This window comes from Paenibacillus sp. ACRRX, assembly GCF_022346885.1.
Taxonomy (GTDB): Bacteria; Bacillota; Bacilli; order Paenibacillales; family Paenibacillaceae; genus Paenibacillus_B.
In genome coordinates this window covers 373,087-391,134 of sequence record NZ_JAKRNK010000001.1, presented here as the reverse complement: position 1 = coordinate 391,134, position 18,048 = coordinate 373,087, and the positions used below count along the sequence as shown (strand labels likewise).

Annotated in this window: 15 protein-coding genes; 7 read left to right on the top strand and 8 right to left on the bottom strand. The window is 45.9% G+C overall.

Annotated elements, in window-relative coordinates:
* Positions 1 to 121: 121 nt before the first annotated feature.
* A complete protein-coding gene (locus MH117_RS01705; protein ID WP_239326745.1) occupies positions 122 to 2,731 on the bottom strand; it encodes an adenosylcobalamin-dependent ribonucleoside-diphosphate reductase in 2,610 nt (869 codons plus the stop codon).
* Between the two features lie 357 nt (positions 2,732 to 3,088).
* Here MH117_RS01705 and MH117_RS01700 point away from each other — a divergent pair, with 357 nt between their 5' ends.
* The 3 genes from MH117_RS01700 to MH117_RS01690 all read left to right on the top strand — a co-directional run bounded on the left by MH117_RS01700 (position 3,089) and on the right by MH117_RS01690 (position 7,597).
* Positions 3,089 to 4,873, top strand: coding sequence for a DEAD/DEAH box helicase (locus tag MH117_RS01700; RefSeq protein WP_239326743.1), 1,785 nt, complete (start codon positions 3,089 to 3,091; stop codon positions 4,871 to 4,873).
* Between the two features lie 7 nt (positions 4,874 to 4,880).
* Positions 4,881 to 6,197: a YqhG family protein gene (locus MH117_RS01695; RefSeq protein ID WP_239326741.1), complete on the top strand. Its 1,317-nt coding sequence runs from the start codon at positions 4,881 to 4,883 to the stop codon at positions 6,195 to 6,197.
* 239 nt (positions 6,198 to 6,436) lie between these two features.
* On the top strand, positions 6,437 to 7,597 hold the full coding sequence (locus MH117_RS01690) for a hypothetical protein (RefSeq protein WP_239326739.1): 1,161 nt from the start codon (positions 6,437 to 6,439) through the stop codon (positions 7,595 to 7,597).
* A 54-nt stretch (positions 7,598 to 7,651) separates the two neighbouring features.
* On the opposite strand, the gene MH117_RS01685 is transcribed toward MH117_RS01690, so the two are convergent.
* A complete protein-coding gene (locus MH117_RS01685; protein WP_239326737.1) occupies positions 7,652 to 7,927 on the bottom strand; it encodes a YqzE family protein in 276 nt (91 codons plus the stop codon).
* 190 nt (positions 7,928 to 8,117) lie between these two features.
* Between MH117_RS01685 and MH117_RS01680 the strand changes: the two genes are divergently transcribed.
* Positions 8,118 to 8,888: an N-acetylmuramoyl-L-alanine amidase family protein gene (locus MH117_RS01680; RefSeq protein ID WP_481857216.1), complete on the top strand. Its 771-nt coding sequence runs from the start codon at positions 8,118 to 8,120 to the stop codon at positions 8,886 to 8,888.
* Between the two features lie 68 nt (positions 8,889 to 8,956).
* Here MH117_RS01680 and MH117_RS01675 read toward each other — a convergent pair whose 3' ends face one another.
* Positions 8,957 to 9,817, bottom strand: coding sequence for a divergent polysaccharide deacetylase family protein (locus tag MH117_RS01675; protein ID WP_239326735.1), 861 nt, complete (start codon positions 9,815 to 9,817; stop codon positions 8,957 to 8,959).
* Between the two features lie 184 nt (positions 9,818 to 10,001).
* On the opposite strand from MH117_RS01675, the gene MH117_RS01670 reads away from it, so the two are divergent.
* Positions 10,002 to 10,256 (top strand): hypothetical protein, encoded by a 255-nt coding sequence (locus MH117_RS01670; protein ID WP_239326733.1) that lies wholly within the window; start codon positions 10,002 to 10,004, stop codon positions 10,254 to 10,256.
* 130 nt (positions 10,257 to 10,386) lie between these two features.
* Here the strand turns inward: MH117_RS01670 and MH117_RS01665 are convergent, their stop codons facing one another.
* Complete coding sequence (locus MH117_RS01665; protein WP_239326731.1) at positions 10,387 to 11,991, bottom strand: glycosyl hydrolase family 18 protein; 1,605 nt, start codon at positions 11,989 to 11,991, stop codon at positions 10,387 to 10,389.
* A gap of 378 nt (positions 11,992 to 12,369) precedes the next feature.
* Positions 12,370 to 13,296, bottom strand: coding sequence for a nucleoside hydrolase (locus tag MH117_RS01660; RefSeq protein ID WP_239326729.1), 927 nt, complete (start codon positions 13,294 to 13,296; stop codon positions 12,370 to 12,372).
* Positions 13,297 to 13,518: 222 nt separating this feature from the next.
* Here MH117_RS01660 and MH117_RS01655 point away from each other — a divergent pair, with 222 nt between their 5' ends.
* Both MH117_RS01655 and MH117_RS01650 read left to right on the top strand, forming a co-directional pair.
* Positions 13,519 to 13,776 (top strand): hypothetical protein, encoded by a 258-nt coding sequence (locus MH117_RS01655; RefSeq protein ID WP_239326728.1) that lies wholly within the window; start codon positions 13,519 to 13,521, stop codon positions 13,774 to 13,776.
* Positions 13,777 to 13,875: 99 nt separating this feature from the next.
* Positions 13,876 to 14,202 (top strand): hypothetical protein, encoded by a 327-nt coding sequence (locus tag MH117_RS01650; protein ID WP_239326726.1) that lies wholly within the window; start codon positions 13,876 to 13,878, stop codon positions 14,200 to 14,202.
* Positions 14,203 to 14,334: 132 nt separating this feature from the next.
* Here MH117_RS01650 and MH117_RS01645 read toward each other — a convergent pair whose 3' ends face one another.
* Genes MH117_RS01645 through MH117_RS01635 form a run of 3 tightly spaced genes read right to left on the bottom strand, consistent with a single transcriptional unit; the run spans position 14,335 to position 18,004 of the window.
* Complete coding sequence (locus MH117_RS01645) at positions 14,335 to 15,027, bottom strand: hypothetical protein (RefSeq protein WP_239326724.1); 693 nt, start codon at positions 15,025 to 15,027, stop codon at positions 14,335 to 14,337.
* A 26-nt stretch (positions 15,028 to 15,053) separates the two neighbouring features.
* A complete protein-coding gene (locus MH117_RS01640; protein WP_239326722.1) occupies positions 15,054 to 16,607 on the bottom strand; it encodes a polysaccharide biosynthesis C-terminal domain-containing protein in 1,554 nt (517 codons plus the stop codon).
* Entirely contained in the window at positions 16,604 to 18,004 is a 1,401-nt protein-coding gene (locus tag MH117_RS01635; protein ID WP_239326720.1) for a hypothetical protein, read from the bottom strand. The genes MH117_RS01640 and MH117_RS01635 overlap by 4 nt, the downstream gene beginning before the upstream one ends.
* Positions 18,005 to 18,048: the final 44 nt, after the last annotated feature.

Genomic DNA, 18,048 nt, shown 5'->3' with positions numbered 1-18,048 from the left:
ATTTTCCATATTTATTAATATCCAATTCATTATGGAATAAATGTCTAAGCAATTATGAAGCAATACTAATCATTTATGGAATATCACACATTCAATGAGATTCGATTAAGCATGTTCACACTTAATTACAGCGACTGTACCCACAATTCGTGCACGTCTTGCAGCCCTCGACGTTTAACAGCGAGGCCGATCCGCACGAAGGGCAGAGATCACGCGTCTCCACGCGTACCTGCGTATTCGTTGCGAGTGCCTCTGTCGGCAATATTTTCGCTGCAGCCTGCGACGAAGCCACAGGTGCTTCAATCGTAGCAGCTATAGGCGCAGTCGTAATCACTGCAGCTGTGACGCTGCTCTCAGCAAGGTGCGTTTCCAGCGCCTTCGCCACCGCGTCGGCAATGGACTCGACGCGGTTTACACCGAAGCCAATTGCACCGGAACCGCCGATGCCTTTTAAGTGCTTAATCAGCAGCTCAACCTTATTGCCATGGTCGCCATAACGCAAGAACAAGGAGCAGACACGCCCAAGTGCTTCTGCCATTGCAAACACATCGGAGCCGGCTTTGCCTACATTTAAGAAGATTTCTACAGGTGTATCTTCATAATCGTTAATCGTAATATACGCCATGCCGAATGGCGTGTTGATTTTGTACGTCGCACCGCGAAGCACTTGTGGACGACGCATGTAGCCTACAGTGCCTGTAGCCACTTCCGCAATGGTCGCATCAACTGGAGCCTCTGCCGACACAGCAATAGACTTGTCATCCGACAAGAGTTCTGCATCTGCCGTCTTCTCTTCCTTCTTCTGTGTCGTCAACACCTGAACATCACGACTGCCGTCGCGGTAAATCGTTACCCCTTTGCAGCCGAGGTCAAATGCGAGCTCATATAAGCGTTTTGTCTCCTCCACAGTAAAGTCATGCGGACAGTTCGCCGTCTTCGAGATTGAACTGTCGACCCAGCGCTGAATCGCTGCTTGTGCACGAATATGGTCTTCCGCAGACAGATCCATCGCTGTAATGAAGTAATCCGGCAGCTCTTGTCCCGGATTAGCATCGAGCCATTGCTGTGCAATTGGCACAAACTGCTCGTCAAATCCAAGCCGGCTTTGACGGAAATATTTAAATGCAAAGTAAGGCTCGATACCTGTAGAAGTCCCCACCATAGTACCGGTAGAACCTGTTGGTGCTTGTGTAATGACGGTTACGTTGCGCATTCCCTTATCCTTAATCGCCTGCCCCACTTCAGGGAAGGAATCGATCATGGTCTTCATAAATCCGCTTTGTACATACAAATCCGCGTCAAAGGCCTTGAATGAACCTTTCTCTTCTGCAATCTCGGCCGATGCCAAGTACGATTCACGGGCAATAAAGCCATATATCCGATCGAGAAACTCTAGTGATTCCGCACTGCCATAACGAATGCCGAGTTTGATCATGAGCTCTGCAAGTCCCATAGAGCCAAGGCCAACACGTCGCTCTGTCTGCTGATTCTCGCGGTTCTTCTCAAAATGATATGGTGTCTTGTCGATTACATTATCCAAGAATCGAACGGCATCCCGTGTAACCCGTGCCAGCTCATCCCAAGCAACATCGTGATGTTTTTCGTCATAGAACTTCGACAAGTTAAGAGCCGACAAGTTGCAGACTCCCCAAGCCGGCAGGCCTTGTTCCCCGCATGGATTCGTACAGATGATGGGGTTAAAATACCAACTGTTTGACATTTGGTTGTAGTATTCCATAAATACGACTCCCGGCTCGGCCGATTTCCAAGCGGATTCAATAATCGTATGCCAGATCTCCCTGGCCCGTACAGTGCGATAAGGAATAACGGGCTTGCCCGCTTGCTTCCATTTATCGAGATCGCCGTCCCAGATCTCATCATAGTCAGGATCAGACGTATCCGGAAATACCAATTCCCAATCCAGATCTTCCTTTACAGCCTTCATAAAAGCATTGCTGACACAGACAGACAAGTTCGCATTCGTGACTTGACCAGCCGTCTGCTTTACGGTAATAAAATCGAGGACATCCGGGTGCCAATCATTAATCATAAGCATCAGCGCACCGCGGCGACTGCCGCCCTGTTCGATCAAGCCTGTCGTATAGCTGAACAAGCCTCCCCAGGATACCGAGCCGCTAGAAGAGCCATTTACTCCGCGAACAATGGCACGGTGCGGACGTAAAGAACTCAAATTAATTCCAACGCCACCTCCACGTGCCATAATCTCTGTCATCTCCGACAGTGTCTCCATAATGCCCCCGCGGCTGTCTTTAGGCGATGGAATCACATAACAATTAAATAACGTCAGTTCCTCGCTAGCCCCGGCACCAGCCGCAATTCGGCCTCCAGGAACCAGCTTCCAATCATCCAGCATATATCTGAAACGATCCGTCCACTCTGCTTGTTTCTCCGGTGTTGCTTCTACTGATGCCATCGCAGCCGCTAACCGATCCCACATTTCTTCAGGTGTCTTCTCGATTGTAAGCGTTAATTTCTCCACCGTTGTGTGCACAATTTCGCCGCTCCGTGTCTTCACGGACACGTGCCGTCCATCGCGGGCTATGACCTCACCGACTTCCTTCGCGGGAAACTTGGGATCATCCTTTGTTAATACAAGAACGATGTCTCCGATCTGTGTATGATTCGTATCCGCATCTTTCCAAGCATATCGATCCAAAAATATTTTCTCGCTTAGCCCTTCCAAGCGCTGTGTTTTCTTTATAGATTCCAATAAAAACAACCTCCTGTACCCTGAATTTCACGAATTGAACACACATCATTCTTATCTGACAACGTATGTAAAATACACAACATATAGTATGCGTTGATCATTTTACTATACAACATATAGAAATACGAATTCTAAAACGAGGATATTCTTGAAAGAAACCACCTCGTCTCCCCCTTCGCTTATCCTCTCTCTATCATTCTCTTTTATTCGACAGTTTTGGGATTTGACATGCACGGTGACAACTTGGCATCTATTGTGTATTTATACTTCGCCAAAGATGTCAAAAGTTATGATTTGTATAAATATAGACCATACTAAACGTACACTACACCGCACCAAAGCAAGGAGGTCCACCTCATGAACAATGAAAAAATGCCATTAAGCGCGGATGAACACGTACCGTTTCACTTTGACCGCAGTTGGATGGAGACGATGCAGTCACGTATCGATCGCAATGGCCCGTGGGATGACTGGACATTGTTCCAACTTGCTTATGAAGCGGAGCAAGCTAAGCTTATCCGATCTTTTGACGAACTGCAGTGCTTAACACACTTGACGAATGTCGAACCTCTGCCACATCAACTCTCTACCGCTCGTAAAGTGCTTCACGAGATGCGCGGGCGGGCGATTCTTGCAGACGAAGTGGGCCTTGGCAAGACAATTGAAGCAGGGCTTGTTATTAAGGAATATATGATCCGAGGACTCGTAAAACGTGCCCTTATTCTGGTACCCGCTTCACTAGTGCTGCAATGGGTACGCGAGCTTAACCATAAGTTTGGCATACCTGCCGTAGCCCAGAAGAAAGAGTATCATTGGCATTCCGGTGTCGTAGTTGCATCCATGGATACGGCTAAACGCGATCCACACCGTTCCATCTTGCTGGAGCAGGAATATGACATGCTTGTGATCGATGAAGCTCACAAACTAAAAAATCGCAAGACAACTAACTATCAATTTATTACTCAGCTGCGAAAAAAATATTGCCTGCTGCTTACGGCTACACCAGTGCAGAACGATATGAATGAGTTATACAATCTCATTACGCTCCTGAAGCCTGGCCAATTAGGCGCCCAAGGAGATTTTAGCACCAACTATGTGACCGATAAACGTGTTCCTAAGAACGAGACGGTGCTTCAATCCGAGCTGTCAAAAGTGATGATCCGCAACAGGCGCGGAGAAGGTAATGTTCATTTTACGAAACGTATCGTTAAAAATGTACCCTTGACACTCTCAGCGGACGAGAAAGCATTATACGATGGCGTAACGCAGTTTATTCGGGAACAATACCAGACCAATGCTGGCGACTTTGGCAGCATGTTCTCTTTGATCACGTTGCAACGTGAAGTCTGCTCCAGCAGAGACGCCGTATTTTTAACACTAGTCAATCTGTCTAAGAAATTAGCAGAGGATTCCCCGATTCGCGAACGAATATGGGATCTAGTAGACCTCATAAAACGAATCAAATCCAACACAAAAGCCGAAACTGCGATGGAATTAATCCGTGGCATGAACGATAAGGTCATCCTATTTACGGAATATCGTGCTACGCAAGAATACTTGCTGCAATATTTCCGTGAACGAGGACTCGTCGCTGTACCCTATCGAGGTGGAATGAACCGCGGCAAAAAGGATTGGATGATGGACCTGTTTCGAGGACGCGCTCAAGTGATGATCGCTACAGAAGCCGGTGGAGAAGGCATTAATCTGCAATTTTGCCACCATATGATTAACTTTGATCTACCCTGGAATCCGATGCGGGTGGAACAGCGCATTGGCCGAGTCCATCGACTTGGACAGACACACGACGTCAAGATTTATAATTTGTCTACCCAAGGTACGATTGAGGAACATATTTTGAACTTGCTGCACGAGAAGATCAATATGTTTGAAATGGTTATTGGCAGTTTGGACATGATCTTGGAACGGTTCGAGGAGCAGGATAGTTTGGAACGAAGTTTGTCCCGTATTTTGCTGGAAGCTGACAATGAAGAAGAGGTTCGCAAGCAGGTTAATTCACTTGGCCAATCCCTTAATGATATCCGAACACGGCTGCATAATGAGGCCGATACAACTGACAGCGGAAAGCAGCAGCGTGAAGTACAGTCATTTCTACAACGATTTGGCACGGAAGCGGAGGCATAGTTAGCATATGGATACGGAACAGATTACCCGCTTCGTCATGAGGTATTTGGAATCAACGGAGTGTCATATTCTTGAGAAAACGCCGGCTTATGTCACGGTAAAGCTGTCCGAACAGGCAGATCGTGTATTAACGAACAGGCCCTATTATTGGGGCTTTGTGGACCGTACTGGGGCTGAGGCAGAGACGATGCGCTTTACGTTTGTGTTTGATCCAACACAAATGCCGCCAGAGACAAATCGCGGCCCAATCAGTTATGTCACCTCCCCCGTAACCGAGCCAACTCCGCTGCCACCAGCAGCGAATAACAACGGTTTACAAGACGTGGGACTCTGGGAAGCAAGCCTCCCCCTCACAGGTGAACAAGCGCAGATTGACACTGACGTTAATGCGGCTAATGTATCAGCACGCCCTGTGGGGCATCCTGGCAGTAGCCAAACTCCGAATCAGACGAGTACGTCGCAAGCTGTCGGTGAAGGAACTGGTGACACCATTATGCAGCGCTACTTTGGGGTTGCGCCTGCATTTACGGGAGGTGGGGGCGGAATCGGTCGTATCCCTAAAGATAATGTGAACTTTGGCAGCCAACGACTGGAACAGATTATGCAAGCCGCACTACAGGGCGGCCGTTACCTCTCTTTGTTCGAAGAAAGCAGCGAAGCTTATACTGGGCGCGGGCAGCGCCGCTCTGCGGCTTATGAGCCTTATTTGCTGCTAAATGTAAAGTTGGAATTTGCTTGTGATCTTAAACGGGAGGAACTTCATTCATTCGGCGTCTCACTTGTGAGTGGAACCATCCACCCCCACTTTATGGAGCTGGTCAAAGATCGCCACTTGACGCCGAAGCTGCCTGCAAACGTGCACACGATGACCTGGCGGTTTACGCTTGAACAAGCAGCCCACCTCGTGGAACAGCGTATTCGTCATCTGGCAGCCGACTATGATATGAGCTGGGCGGTAGAAGCAAGTGAGCGGCTGGATGAAGAATGGGAACGGCTGGCTGCTTACTATGAGCCGCTTATCAAGCAAGAAGAGGAGGCCATGGAACCCGGCGCAGTTAAAGATGCGAATGAATCACCTCAGCAGCCTTTAGCTGTAGAACTGCCTCCGCGAGCTACGCTGGACAGCATGCTGCAGCATCTTGATCTAGAGAATGTGCAGCAATCTCATGCTGAACCAACACAAGAACCATCTCCGCAGGCTCGCTCGGCGCGTGAGCAATTTGAGATACGCTGCAACGAGATACGATGGCAGTTTGAGCCACGAATCACGCTCAGTGTTATAAATGCGGCTCTCCTTCATTTGCCCTCAGGCTTGAATGGCTGAGCCGTGTTTTTCACTATGCTTTCATAATGCGACAGTTCTCGTTTAAGGCACTCTGTCCTTATATAGACAACTGCCTTGAACCGTCACATAACGGCAAAAATAGTACCTAAAACAAGCCATGCGGTGGCGCTAAAGCGACAGTCTTTTAAAAATAGCTTCGATAAAATGGTGTTAAGTTCGCATAAATAGGGTAAACCATTAATATTCTATTAGGTTGCCAAGAAATGAGGTGCTTGAACATGAACCATTGGTGGAATCACTTCGTTCGCTTAACATGTGCTGCGGCGTTAACAGCTGTTGTGTCCGCAGGATTATCATATGTCATTGTAGCGGGCTCGGATGCCATACAACAACCGGCCCGGATTCAGATCAGCCTGCCGGAGACGAGTCAAACCAGCACTTCCAACCATTTTCGCCGCCAAGCTTTCGCCACACTACATCAAGAGTCTGCCTACATTCCGTCACAATCCATATCTCGAGCAGAAGCTGCTAGGTATCGAACTGCTCCCCGTCTTTCCCTGCAGGAGACCGTTGATCAGACCGTTCAAAGACTATCGCAGCATCAGCCTTTCTCTGCGTGGAAGCGGGCCAAGACCGACGTACAACCGCTTGGGCCTGGTACACATGGCTGGCTAGTAAACGTGCTAAGTTCACATAACAAGACTGTTGGGTATTTGATCATACACGCGACACCAGATGACGATTATTTGTTAACTGAGTATGGAGTAGGTTCTCGACTCCCTTATGATCAAGCTATTCTATCGGAAGCGATTCATGCACTAGGCTGGGAGCAAGAATCGCTTGATATTAAACCATTATATGCACCACCTTTGATAGCAATGTGGAGAGTAAATAACGGCAATAAAATGGTGCTTCTTGACGCAGAAACGGGAGAGCAGCTGCCAGAAGAATTAGAAATGTCCCGTCTTGATGAATCTGTTAAGCGTCTGAACAAGTCGTCCTTCCATCACATCACCTCAGCGGCTTCATCGGCACGAACAGGAGGACATACCTCATTGTCAGGGGTCATCTCCAATCCTTTGCTCACTCCGGACAACCCTGTCGTCATCAGATCCACCTTTGATCCATACGACAATATTCAATGGATGAACGGTTCTCGTCAATTAAACGGCAAAAAAGCACTAGAATGGCTGGATAATTGGAAACCAGACCTGCAAACCTCACCATGGATCTATGTTCAGTCACGCTCCTACAGCAGCGGCACAATAAACCTGCCTTATGCATTAGTTGGCAAGCAGGGATGGACAGACGGTCGTACATTTGCCGCTTCATATGCGGCAGTGTCAGCTTCGGGAGCTGCGTGTATCCGCTTTATTGCAGAGCCGTTAGCATTAACAACCGGTTATATTACACCAGTTCAAACACAATCCACCCCTTAATCTCCAACATAAAGAAGGCATGCCCCGGTTTATACGGTGCATGCCTTTGTATATTTAGGACAATGTTTTTCCTTTTCCCCACTTGCCTGTACGACGGATACGATCCACGATTCGTGTAGCCCGCTTCACCACTGGCTGCCCCGCATGTTTCCAGTCACCTGCCATCATTTTCATGCTAAATGGCAATAGCCCGAACCAGCGTACCAACCAAAGCTCTCGCTGCTGGTGCTTGCGTTCCAGCCTACGCTCGCTCCGTTGTTCCTTGGGCTCATCTATATAGGTCACTACACGTTGTGTAATATACTTTATTAAATCATCACGTTTTGACATGCTCATCCCCCCGTAACTGAACAACTTATTTTGCTTCTAGTGTGAGCTTTATCAACTCATTTTAAACCTGTTTTCATTATTGTTTTGAACCCCTAATTTCCAATATGCGCTTTGTATGGCATGTTTCTTATTCGTGCACGATACGACATAATACCTAAGACAAGGTTATGTGGAAAAGAGGTCATGTTCCATGCGTTACCCACGGACATTTTGTTTAACCTGCATCACTGTCCTGATCAGTGTTAATGCCATGTTTGCGGCTTCTACTGTCGATGCCTGTTCTGTGAAGTCGCCAACCTTCATGAACCACATGACGGATGAACAACAATCAACGATCGACGCTGACGATGAGCATCAACATATTACTCATGTATTTCCGCACCCATTTGTTCTCATTGATGCTGGGCACGGTGGGATCGACGGTGGAACCGTACATGAGAATATTTTGGAAAAAGATATTAACTTGGCCATCGCTCAAAAGCTGTATTTGCTGTTAAAGAGTAAAAACATCCCTGCCGTCTTGAATCGTACGGGAGACTACGCTTTAAGTGATGACAATCGCTGGTCGGTTACACGCTCAAGGCATCGCAAAGACCTAGCGCAACGACGCCAGTTAAGCGAAGAGGTTCCAGTCTCCATTTACGTGAGTCTCCACGTCAATTGGGGCAAAAATCAGGCAGCTCGCGGGCCAATTGTACTGCATCAGGAAGAAGGTCGAAGCAGGATGCTTGCTACTTTGATCCAGCAGCAATTGAATCCCCTATTTCAGAAAGTAATGCTTCCTGAATCCGGCAAAAAATATTATTTGCTGCGAAAAGTGCAGCAGCCCGCAGTAATTGTAGAAACTGGATTTATTAGCAATGCACAGGATCGTTTGTTGCTGACGAACAGTACAGGCCAATCTGCCATTGCCCAACGAATTTGTGATGCTATTATCCAGTATTACGCTACTTTTTCATAACTGAAGGTATTGTAGTTGTTATCCATTTGATCAGTCGCTTCAAGACAACGATTAGACAGTTATGACTTCTATCGCTTCACCAATTCAGATATGCGGACGAAATGTACGTCCTTCATCGCTTGAGGAACTTGACGATGGAGGACGGCTGCCGTCTTCAGGCCACCCGCTCCAACATGTCCGATCGTGATACATGCCGCACTAGACTTGAGCTGATCCAGCACTTTGCTCCATTGCTTGGTGACGTGAGATTCAGAGTAGACGTCATCCAAAAATATTTGATTGTTTACAACGGGAACCCCGATTTCCTTGGCAACTTCTCCTATAACGGAGCGATAATTGGTTTTGCTGTCGAGAAAATACATCCCCTTCTCCTTAATGACTCGCAGTACAACTCGCATCACGCGCTTGTCTCCCGTTATTTTGGAGCCCATATGATTATTCATCCCAACCGCATGTGGAACAGCATCAATGGCCGTACGGATTCTTTTCTCGATCTCCTCATCCGATTGTGATGACAAAATAGCTCCTGGTCCGAGCCAGCTTGCTTTTCCGGACTTTGGCTCCATCGGCATATGTACGATCACTTCATGTCCCATCTGGTGAGCAAGCTTCGCATCAGCAACTGATGTTTGCAAAAATGGCATCACAGCAACCGTAATATGTACCGGCAGCTTTAACATCAGTTCTGTCCCTTTCATCTTGTTGCCAAAGTCATCAATGACAATAGCTACCGATTTCTTATCTTGAATAGCCTGCAAGTTAGTTACCTGCGGCAGATTCAACTGTTCATTCGGGATCGCTGCACCTATCGTAGGAACACAAGCCATCATTGCAATAAGTACGGCTACCACAGCTGCACTGATCTTTAGCTCGAGCCGAGCTTTACGATGCTGATTAAATCCTTTTGCTGCGTTTCTTAATTCCCTCATTTCTGCCCTCCATTCAGCCTTGTTTTAGGTTATAATATATGATGCGTTGTGCTGTTCTTAATATGTACCAAATGTAAGGATAATCATGCGTACAAATGCAATGATAGCTTGCCAATTGACAAGCATCTGCAATTCCCCTAAGATGGTAAGTACGCAAAAAAGTAGAGTGCAGGTGATAATGAAGATGTCCTATCAACCAATTGTAAAGAGAACACAGGTGTCAGACCATAATCCAGAGACGAATTTGTCTCAGTTGGTTCTTACCCTTCATGACGGAACACAGCTTCGTTTGTTTGACAACAACGGCAAGAAATCGATTAACCGTCTGTTAACGATGCCATGCCCGATTTGCCGCAAAGACTTCTACTGTAATTGCTTTAACCGCTTTGTAGACGTGATTGACGAGCAATTAAGCAAAGAAGACTGGAAGGAAGAGTAATCTCTTCTTTCCAGACATACGAAATCCCCTCTGTCCAGATGAGCATCATCGTCTGGACAGAGGGGATTATTCGTATGTTCAATATTAATTTGGTACACCGATTCACTGGGGACAATCGGATACAAATGGATTATTTAAACTGTTCATTTAGTATCGGAGCTGCAAGGTCCAGCATCTTGGCCATTTCAGCACGAGTGACCGCTTGGAGTGGTCGGAAAGTACCATCTCGGTAACCGTCAACAATTCCGTTTTCCACTAGTACCGCAATGGAGGCTGCTGACCATCTGTCGCTGCTCACGTCTTCGAAGGAACTAATAACCGGCTTGGACGGGGACGCCTGAAGCACTCGAGCCAGCAGCACCGTCAATTCTTCACGTGTTATCGATTCCTCCGGGCCAAAGCTGCCATCTGCCCGCCCCTTCATTATACCGGCTTGCTGTGCCATGAGGATGTCATTTGCCGCCCAATGACGTGACGGCACATCCCAAAATGGACGGACAGCCGATTGCGGTTGCAGCTGCAGCAGGCGCGCCACGATGGCGGCCGACTGCGCACGTGTCAACCGCTGCTCAGGCGCGAAGGTTCGCTTAGCGGTACCTGTCATCCAGCCGCGTTCATTCACGGAATGTATATAAGCACTCGCCCAATGGCCTGTTGTATCAACAAATGCTGACCCGTTGAGCCAGGCACTATAATAATCCCAAGTACCATCTGCTTCCTCCGTTAAGCTCCAATTACCTGCTCCTTTTAAATCATACTTATTCACAAGATTTAGCTTGGCTTGGATTGACTGTTCATTTTCATACCAGACGGTGTAAGTTCCCGGCTTTAATGTATTTCCATGGACATTCGGCAGCGCATCCCCTGTCTTGATCGTAAATACACCCTTAGGGGATTGCTTCGCAGCATCATAATAAGTCTTGCCATTGTAAGCTTGCAAAAGTTTACTTATGCGATGATTCTGTGCCGCGTTTCCCTTCATCGTTCCATCGGACTTCCAATAACGGCCATAGAACGGAATTCCAAGTACAATTTTATTGCTGGGAACATGTTTAAGCGCGTATTGAATGGATTGTTCAACAAAAGGCAGACCGGCAACTGGTCCAGGCTCGCTGCCTTGATAACTCTCGTCATATGTCATAATCATTAAGTAGTCGCTTACTTTTGACAAGGCAGCATAATCGTAGGAGCCATGCCACCCTGTAGTCCATCCTTGCGGGTTTGCCGCTACGGCTACTGATACTTCTTTGTGGGCTGGTATCGCCTCGCGCAGCATTTTAACCAGCTGCGTCTGATCGTCGCGCTGCTTGTCTGTTACATTTTCGATATCAACGTTAACTCCATCCAAATTGTACTTTTCTATTGCAGCAGCAATTTGCTTGACTAGTGCATTTCTATTGTTCAGAGCAGCTATACCTTTATTGCGATCCCAATGATTGCTAAGAAATGGAACTACTTTCATCCCTTTGCTGTGCATTTCCTTAATAAATGCAGGATCAAGCGCTTCTGTCAGCAGAAGAGAACCATCGTCACGAAGGTCAAAGTAGCTTGGCGATACCATGTCCAGACTACCTTTTGTGTGATCAACTGCCTGTACGTAACCACTCGGATTGCCAAAATAAAGATACGACATCGCAAATCGCTCGGCGACGGCTAATGTCGGAATGCTTGTAACAGACAACGTTAACAAAGATACGCCTAAGAGAGTTCCTTTTATGTATGAATTCCAACGCATTTTAAATCTCCTTCCATAAACAAGTTTCATAGACATCATGCCTTTGAAAATGATTAGGAACAAGATATAATAATTGGAAACTTTATCAACCACTTAATAGTGCTGGGGTAAAACCATGATAACAGCGCTGTTTGTGGGATCCTGGCGATATGTATAATAATCTAATGAGAAATATTGCTATTGTCCTTAATCTATATAATTAGGTAAAATGTATTTCTTTTTTCAAAGCATTTACGGCTGCAGCTGATCATTCTATTATTTTCACTGCTGCGCATAGCAAAAGCTCTGCGTTATTTCTAGAACGCAGAGCTTTTGCTGTTCCGACTGAGCTTGCAGGACACTTAAATATCATCAACTTACCTGCTGTACACTTTACAGCTAGATGACGCGACTCAAAAAATGTGTCAGGAAACGCTCGGCGTCCACTTCCACGCATACTTCGCATGTTGCCTCACCATCATCTAACTCTCTTGTTCTGCCTATTTCGTCGCCTGTCTTATCAATAGCGACGTGTAAAGGAACTCGCTTCACAAAACTGGCATCAATAGCAACACCAACTGCCAGCGGATCATGCAGTGCGCAGCCGCCGCTGCAAGGATAACGCGTCTCATAGAAGCGAATATAAAATTCAGTAATGTCTGCAAAATAACCACCAATATCCGGATTCTCGTTTCTCCACTGCTGAACAGCCGACAGTGGGAGTAACGTTTCCATTGTCACATCAAGACCAACCACAGTTAGCGGTAACTTCGCTTTAAATAAAATATCTGCAGCATCAACATCACAGTGAATATTGGCTTCAGCATGGGATGTTACATTACCGCGGGTACGCACGGCTCCCCCCATTATAATTAACTCCCCGATTAATTCTGCAATATCAGGGGCCTTCTGCAAAGCCAATGCCAAATTCGTTAATGGTCCGACCATAACAAGTGTAATCTGTTTCGGATATGCGCGAAATTGCTCAATAAGATAATCAACAGCATTCTTACCAGAAGGTTTATTTTGGGGCTCAAATAGCTCCGCTTCACCTAAGCCATGTTCACCATGAATGTGCCTTACATAATGTTCCTTCTTCCGTTTCAATGGCTGCTCGGCCCCTTTAAATACAGGAACATCATAAACACCCAACTTCTCCAGCACAATCAACGTGTTACGTGCGGCTTCACTTACCGTAACGTTGCCATAACAAGTCGTAATGCCGTGCAGCTTAAGCTCAGGCGAACGAACCGCGTAAGCGATTGCAAGAGCATCATCAACACCTGTATCCACGTCCAAAATCAATAATTTAGCTCCAAGGTCCATCTTCTCTCCCCCTCTGAGATGTATGCTTTATTGCAAGTACAAGCTCCTCATTTGTCATACTTTTTTATTATACCCTTTATTCGCTTCACATTGGAGACAAAAAACACCAAACTTCAATTGGTCTTCAATTAAATTATGGGTTCTACTCTTTAAATCAGTACCTTGAATATGCGTGACATTTATGTACAGATGATCATATAATAACTAGGTCATAAGAGATCAATGAATATTACATGGATGGTGAACACCTATATGATCCAGTACCAACTGGACTTTTTCACACGACGTTTTCAACAAATCTCAACAACCTATTATGTAGACAAAGCACATCTCGAAGCAGCATTAAAGGAATTAATGATTGCCATGGAAGTCGAATTTGCTATTCCAATTGACGATCCAGATGCGCTCTATACTTATGAGCTTAAACACCCTGACGTGCTTGAGGTATATTTTAAAATTACGAATGAATTAGAGTACTAATTTTTGTATTCTCCTGATCTCTTGCATAGTCATGTATAGGGAAGCACATCATAAATATGATATTCCAACTGCTTAGATTAAACATAGGAGGTTAGGAGCATGACACATACGTCTACGCAGCAAATTCGCAGCACGATTCAACAAATGATTCAGCAGACTGAACAAGCAAGTGGTAACTATCAACGTTTGCTTCAGCAAGAACAACAAAACGCTCAACATCTGGAACAACTGGTACAGCGCGAACGACAAGCTGTTCAGGTGATACAAACTGCTTTGCAAGGACATCAAAACGCCATCCACCAAATGCAGGCCGTATTGCAAGCCTGTAATCAGATCGATAATGCAAGCACACATCTGTATGCAGCAAACAATAACTACGGATACACGCAAGGATATAGCGCCCAGCAACAACCCTATCACAATTAACATGTTCACGGATTGCACACAGACGAACTAACACAAGGATTAGATCAATATAGAGGAGAGAGCCTCCCCTCCCTCTTCTATATTGACTGTACTCTCATGTAATAAGGTACCTCGAAACTACTGCTCCGATAACTATTTTAACTTTCCAACTGCTTTGTCCATCAACTGCGACTTTTTATGGTCAATTTTAGCTCGATACGCAGCTTCCGCTTCCTCTGCCAGTTGAATTCCAAATCCATGTTCCTTCAATTCTGACTTCATTTGCTCCAGCCGACTATAGAAAGACTTATCGACGTTTCTCTCAAGCTTTTTGGCTGCACTCATATAGAGCGAGGTCAGATCTGCTAGAGAACGATTTGACTTCCCTGCTTTGTACAACTTATAATCAGCCTTCGCCCGTTTGCCCAGCACATCAAGCCTTGATATCGCTGTAGCCTGCAAACTCTCAAACCAATCGATATAACGCGAGCGAATGGACTCTTCAGTAATGGGAGCCTGCGTCCTTCCATCTCCGCTTATCGGCTGCTGCGCTCCCTCCGTCTGCAGTTGTTCCTGCTGGGATCGTTTGCCCGTCTGTTCGCCGCTGTTCGCCGCAGATTCAGCAGTAGGCTGCGGCGAACCTGATATTGACTGATCAGGATGAATGGTTCCTACACCACCCACCGGTCTACTCGTATCTACTTTACTAAAGTCAAAGAAATCAGTAGCTACCCCCAATTCTTGCGTAGACACCTCTCGGTTTGTTATATACTCATACCCCCACCAGACTGCAATAGCCCCTATCAGAAGTATAATGACAAGAACAATTCCAACTTTTCTGCGCACAGCATCTTCCACCTTTCTATTGTGGATTAGCTTGTTTGATCATGATCTAATTGTCCTTTGCCCTTTCTTTGCTTTAATTTCTTGATTGCACGATTAACTTGCTTCCAGACTTGCCTCGCAGTTTCCGGCTCTAAAAGCACATTGCCAATGACAATAATAAACAAGACTACAGTACCCGCGATAATAGCCCACAACAACCAGTTCATTACACTAGCAGGTTCAGGCACAAATACAAATAAAAACGGAGTAATCGCGATTGCGCTCAGAATGACAAGTCTAATAATTCGAACAATCGTCTGCTTTGCACTGTGCTCCAATATATGCTTGGAAGTATACCTTATCAATTCTGGCGTGCGATATAGATGCGAGCAAATGCTGCCGAGCATAACGCCAATCATCCCGAACCATTGAACAAGTATAATCGAGACTACCAAATTAATGATGGACTCCACAATGGACGGATATTTCGTTTCTCTAAAATGACCCGCCGCTTGAATCAACGTATAATGCGGCAGCCGTACGTTGCTTACAATCCCTACAACGATAAATAGTGCCGCTAGTTCTGGACGGATATATACTGCATCATGAATACCAGATGTATAAAGGCGTAAAAAAGGTAAAATTAAAATAGCGGCGCAAGCATACGCAGCCGTAAGAACGGCATAGTACATGTACTCGTACGCACCGAATTGTCGAAGCAGGCTGCCACGCTCTCCACTCGCAATCACATGGCCAAATGAAGCCATTAACCCATTAGAGAACGCGGAAACAAACATATTTACCGCAACAAACACCATGTTGTACACTGCATACACACTTACCTCACTGAGACTGCAGCAGATGGTAATGATCACCACGGGAGCAGCATAAACAATTAACGTATTAAGCTGGTGAATAAAGGCGTCCCAACGTCGGTCAAGTGCTTTATGATTGGGTACAGCCCGGTAGTTTACTTCCTTATATTCCCGCCGGACATACCATTTGACCAAAAGGACTCTGGAAACGAAAATGAGTGTCGCAGCGGTTTGGGTGATCAGGACATCAAATCCGCTCATGATGAGGACGACGGAGACTACAGCATTTAGAATCACGCCAATCGTTTGAATCAGGGATATGACATAACTCTTCTGATCTGCCATTAACAGCACTCTGTATTTACCAATAATAAAGTACTCCACCAAGCCGCTTCCTGCCAAAATAAGAACCATAACGCTTGATGTGATAACCGGAACTTGACCGTGTACAAGGAACGGGTAACATACTGCGCACCCTACAACAAGCACCGCAAATATAATACCAGCTCTGCGATAAAATAGCCGTGAAGCCGATAATACAGCATTAACTTCACCGATATTGCTGGCGGCAAGTGGTTTGTATAACGCAGCGATAGAGGCGGCCCCAAGACCAGCCTCCACTAACGATAAATATCTTAAAAATTGATTAATTGAGGAGATCATGCCATTCATATTAGAGCCGTAAGCTTCAATAATTAATCTGGGCAAAATAATGCCAACAGCAGCTGTCACAAATTGCAGCAGCAGATTCGCGATTAAATTGTATAACGCGTTGTCTATCTTCATTCTCTCACCGTCGCGGAAGGGGCTATAAGTTCAGAATCACGTTGGTTAGTATGCTCACAATAGTACATGTTCATAAATAACATGGTCATATAAAAGTAAGTACTATACTTGGCTAAGGATTGTAACGAGATTAGAAAGATGAGTGTGGAAATGATGGGAAGATAAGATAGGAAGGAGGGCTTATGACTTGAAGTTTCTTTCTGCCTTTGGCATTGGTTTAATACCACCATGTAGATGACAAATAAAATAGTTCCGCACATGCCCCACGCAATTAAAGATTCCAAATAAGTGTTATGCGGGCCCGTCAAAATACCCATAACCGAGATGTTGCTCTGTTGTAAATATCCGATAATTCCCTTGCCCCAAAACATCTCCCACAAGGTCGATTCCGTAAATACATCCCAGTATCTTTCAGCCAGCATGGAGCGCAGTCCTGTCATCTTCTGCAAGCTGTCTCCGATCGACATCCGCTCCATGATGGAATTAATAAATCCTATGGCAGGAACGGCGAAGATCGCAGCGAACAAGAGTACGGCAAGTGCAAGCTTCCTGCGAAGCCGAATCATGCTGTGTTCAGAAGTTACGATCATGTACACTGCTAACAGAACAACCGTAATGGCAGCTGTCAGGAAATAAGCGCGGGACAAGGTCGACAACCCTAGCAGCATTAAGCCTAAAGCAAAATATATATATCGTGGCTTTGGTGTTCGTGATTGTTTATAAATATGGAGGAGAAAAAAAGCCGCCATCAAAATCATCATACCGAAGCCATTCGGGTCACCGCCTGCCCCTTCGAATCTGACATATCCAGTCGCAGCACCACTAGGCACCGCCCAGGACATCACAAATCCGCATACGCTGGATAACAGGATCCCTGCTACAAAATAGTGCGCAATCTGTTTAAAATCAGGTCTGAAATTCAAATCGATCATCATCAGTGATGCGTACAGGAACAAAGCTGACCATCTGATTACAGGAACGACCATGACCGAGCCATTAAGGTATAGATGGAGCCATTCATACGCAATCATACACAGCATCGCAATTAGACCCACTACATGCAGCTTCATTGTGTTAAACCGAGCAGCCACATGCTTGACGAGTGCAACAAGAAACAGCATCGTAGCATAAGAGACACCACTGTCTTCCGTTACAAATAAATGAAGGGAAGGCAATAGAAAAGCAATCAACAAGAAATTACGATAGACGTGCGAAAAGCAAATGTACCCCGCCATCAAAAAGATTGCAGCGTTTAAATAAATAGGCTGCTGCTGCCACGAATAGAGAAGAAGTGCCATAGATACAACCATGTAGAACAGCCAAGATGGTAGCATAAATCGCTGCTTCAAGCTGCTGCTTTCGATGACGTAAGGAGCTCCACCATATATTCGCTGCATCATTCTCCTCCCTACCTGTGCTGCCGATGAATTTTCGGTTGGTT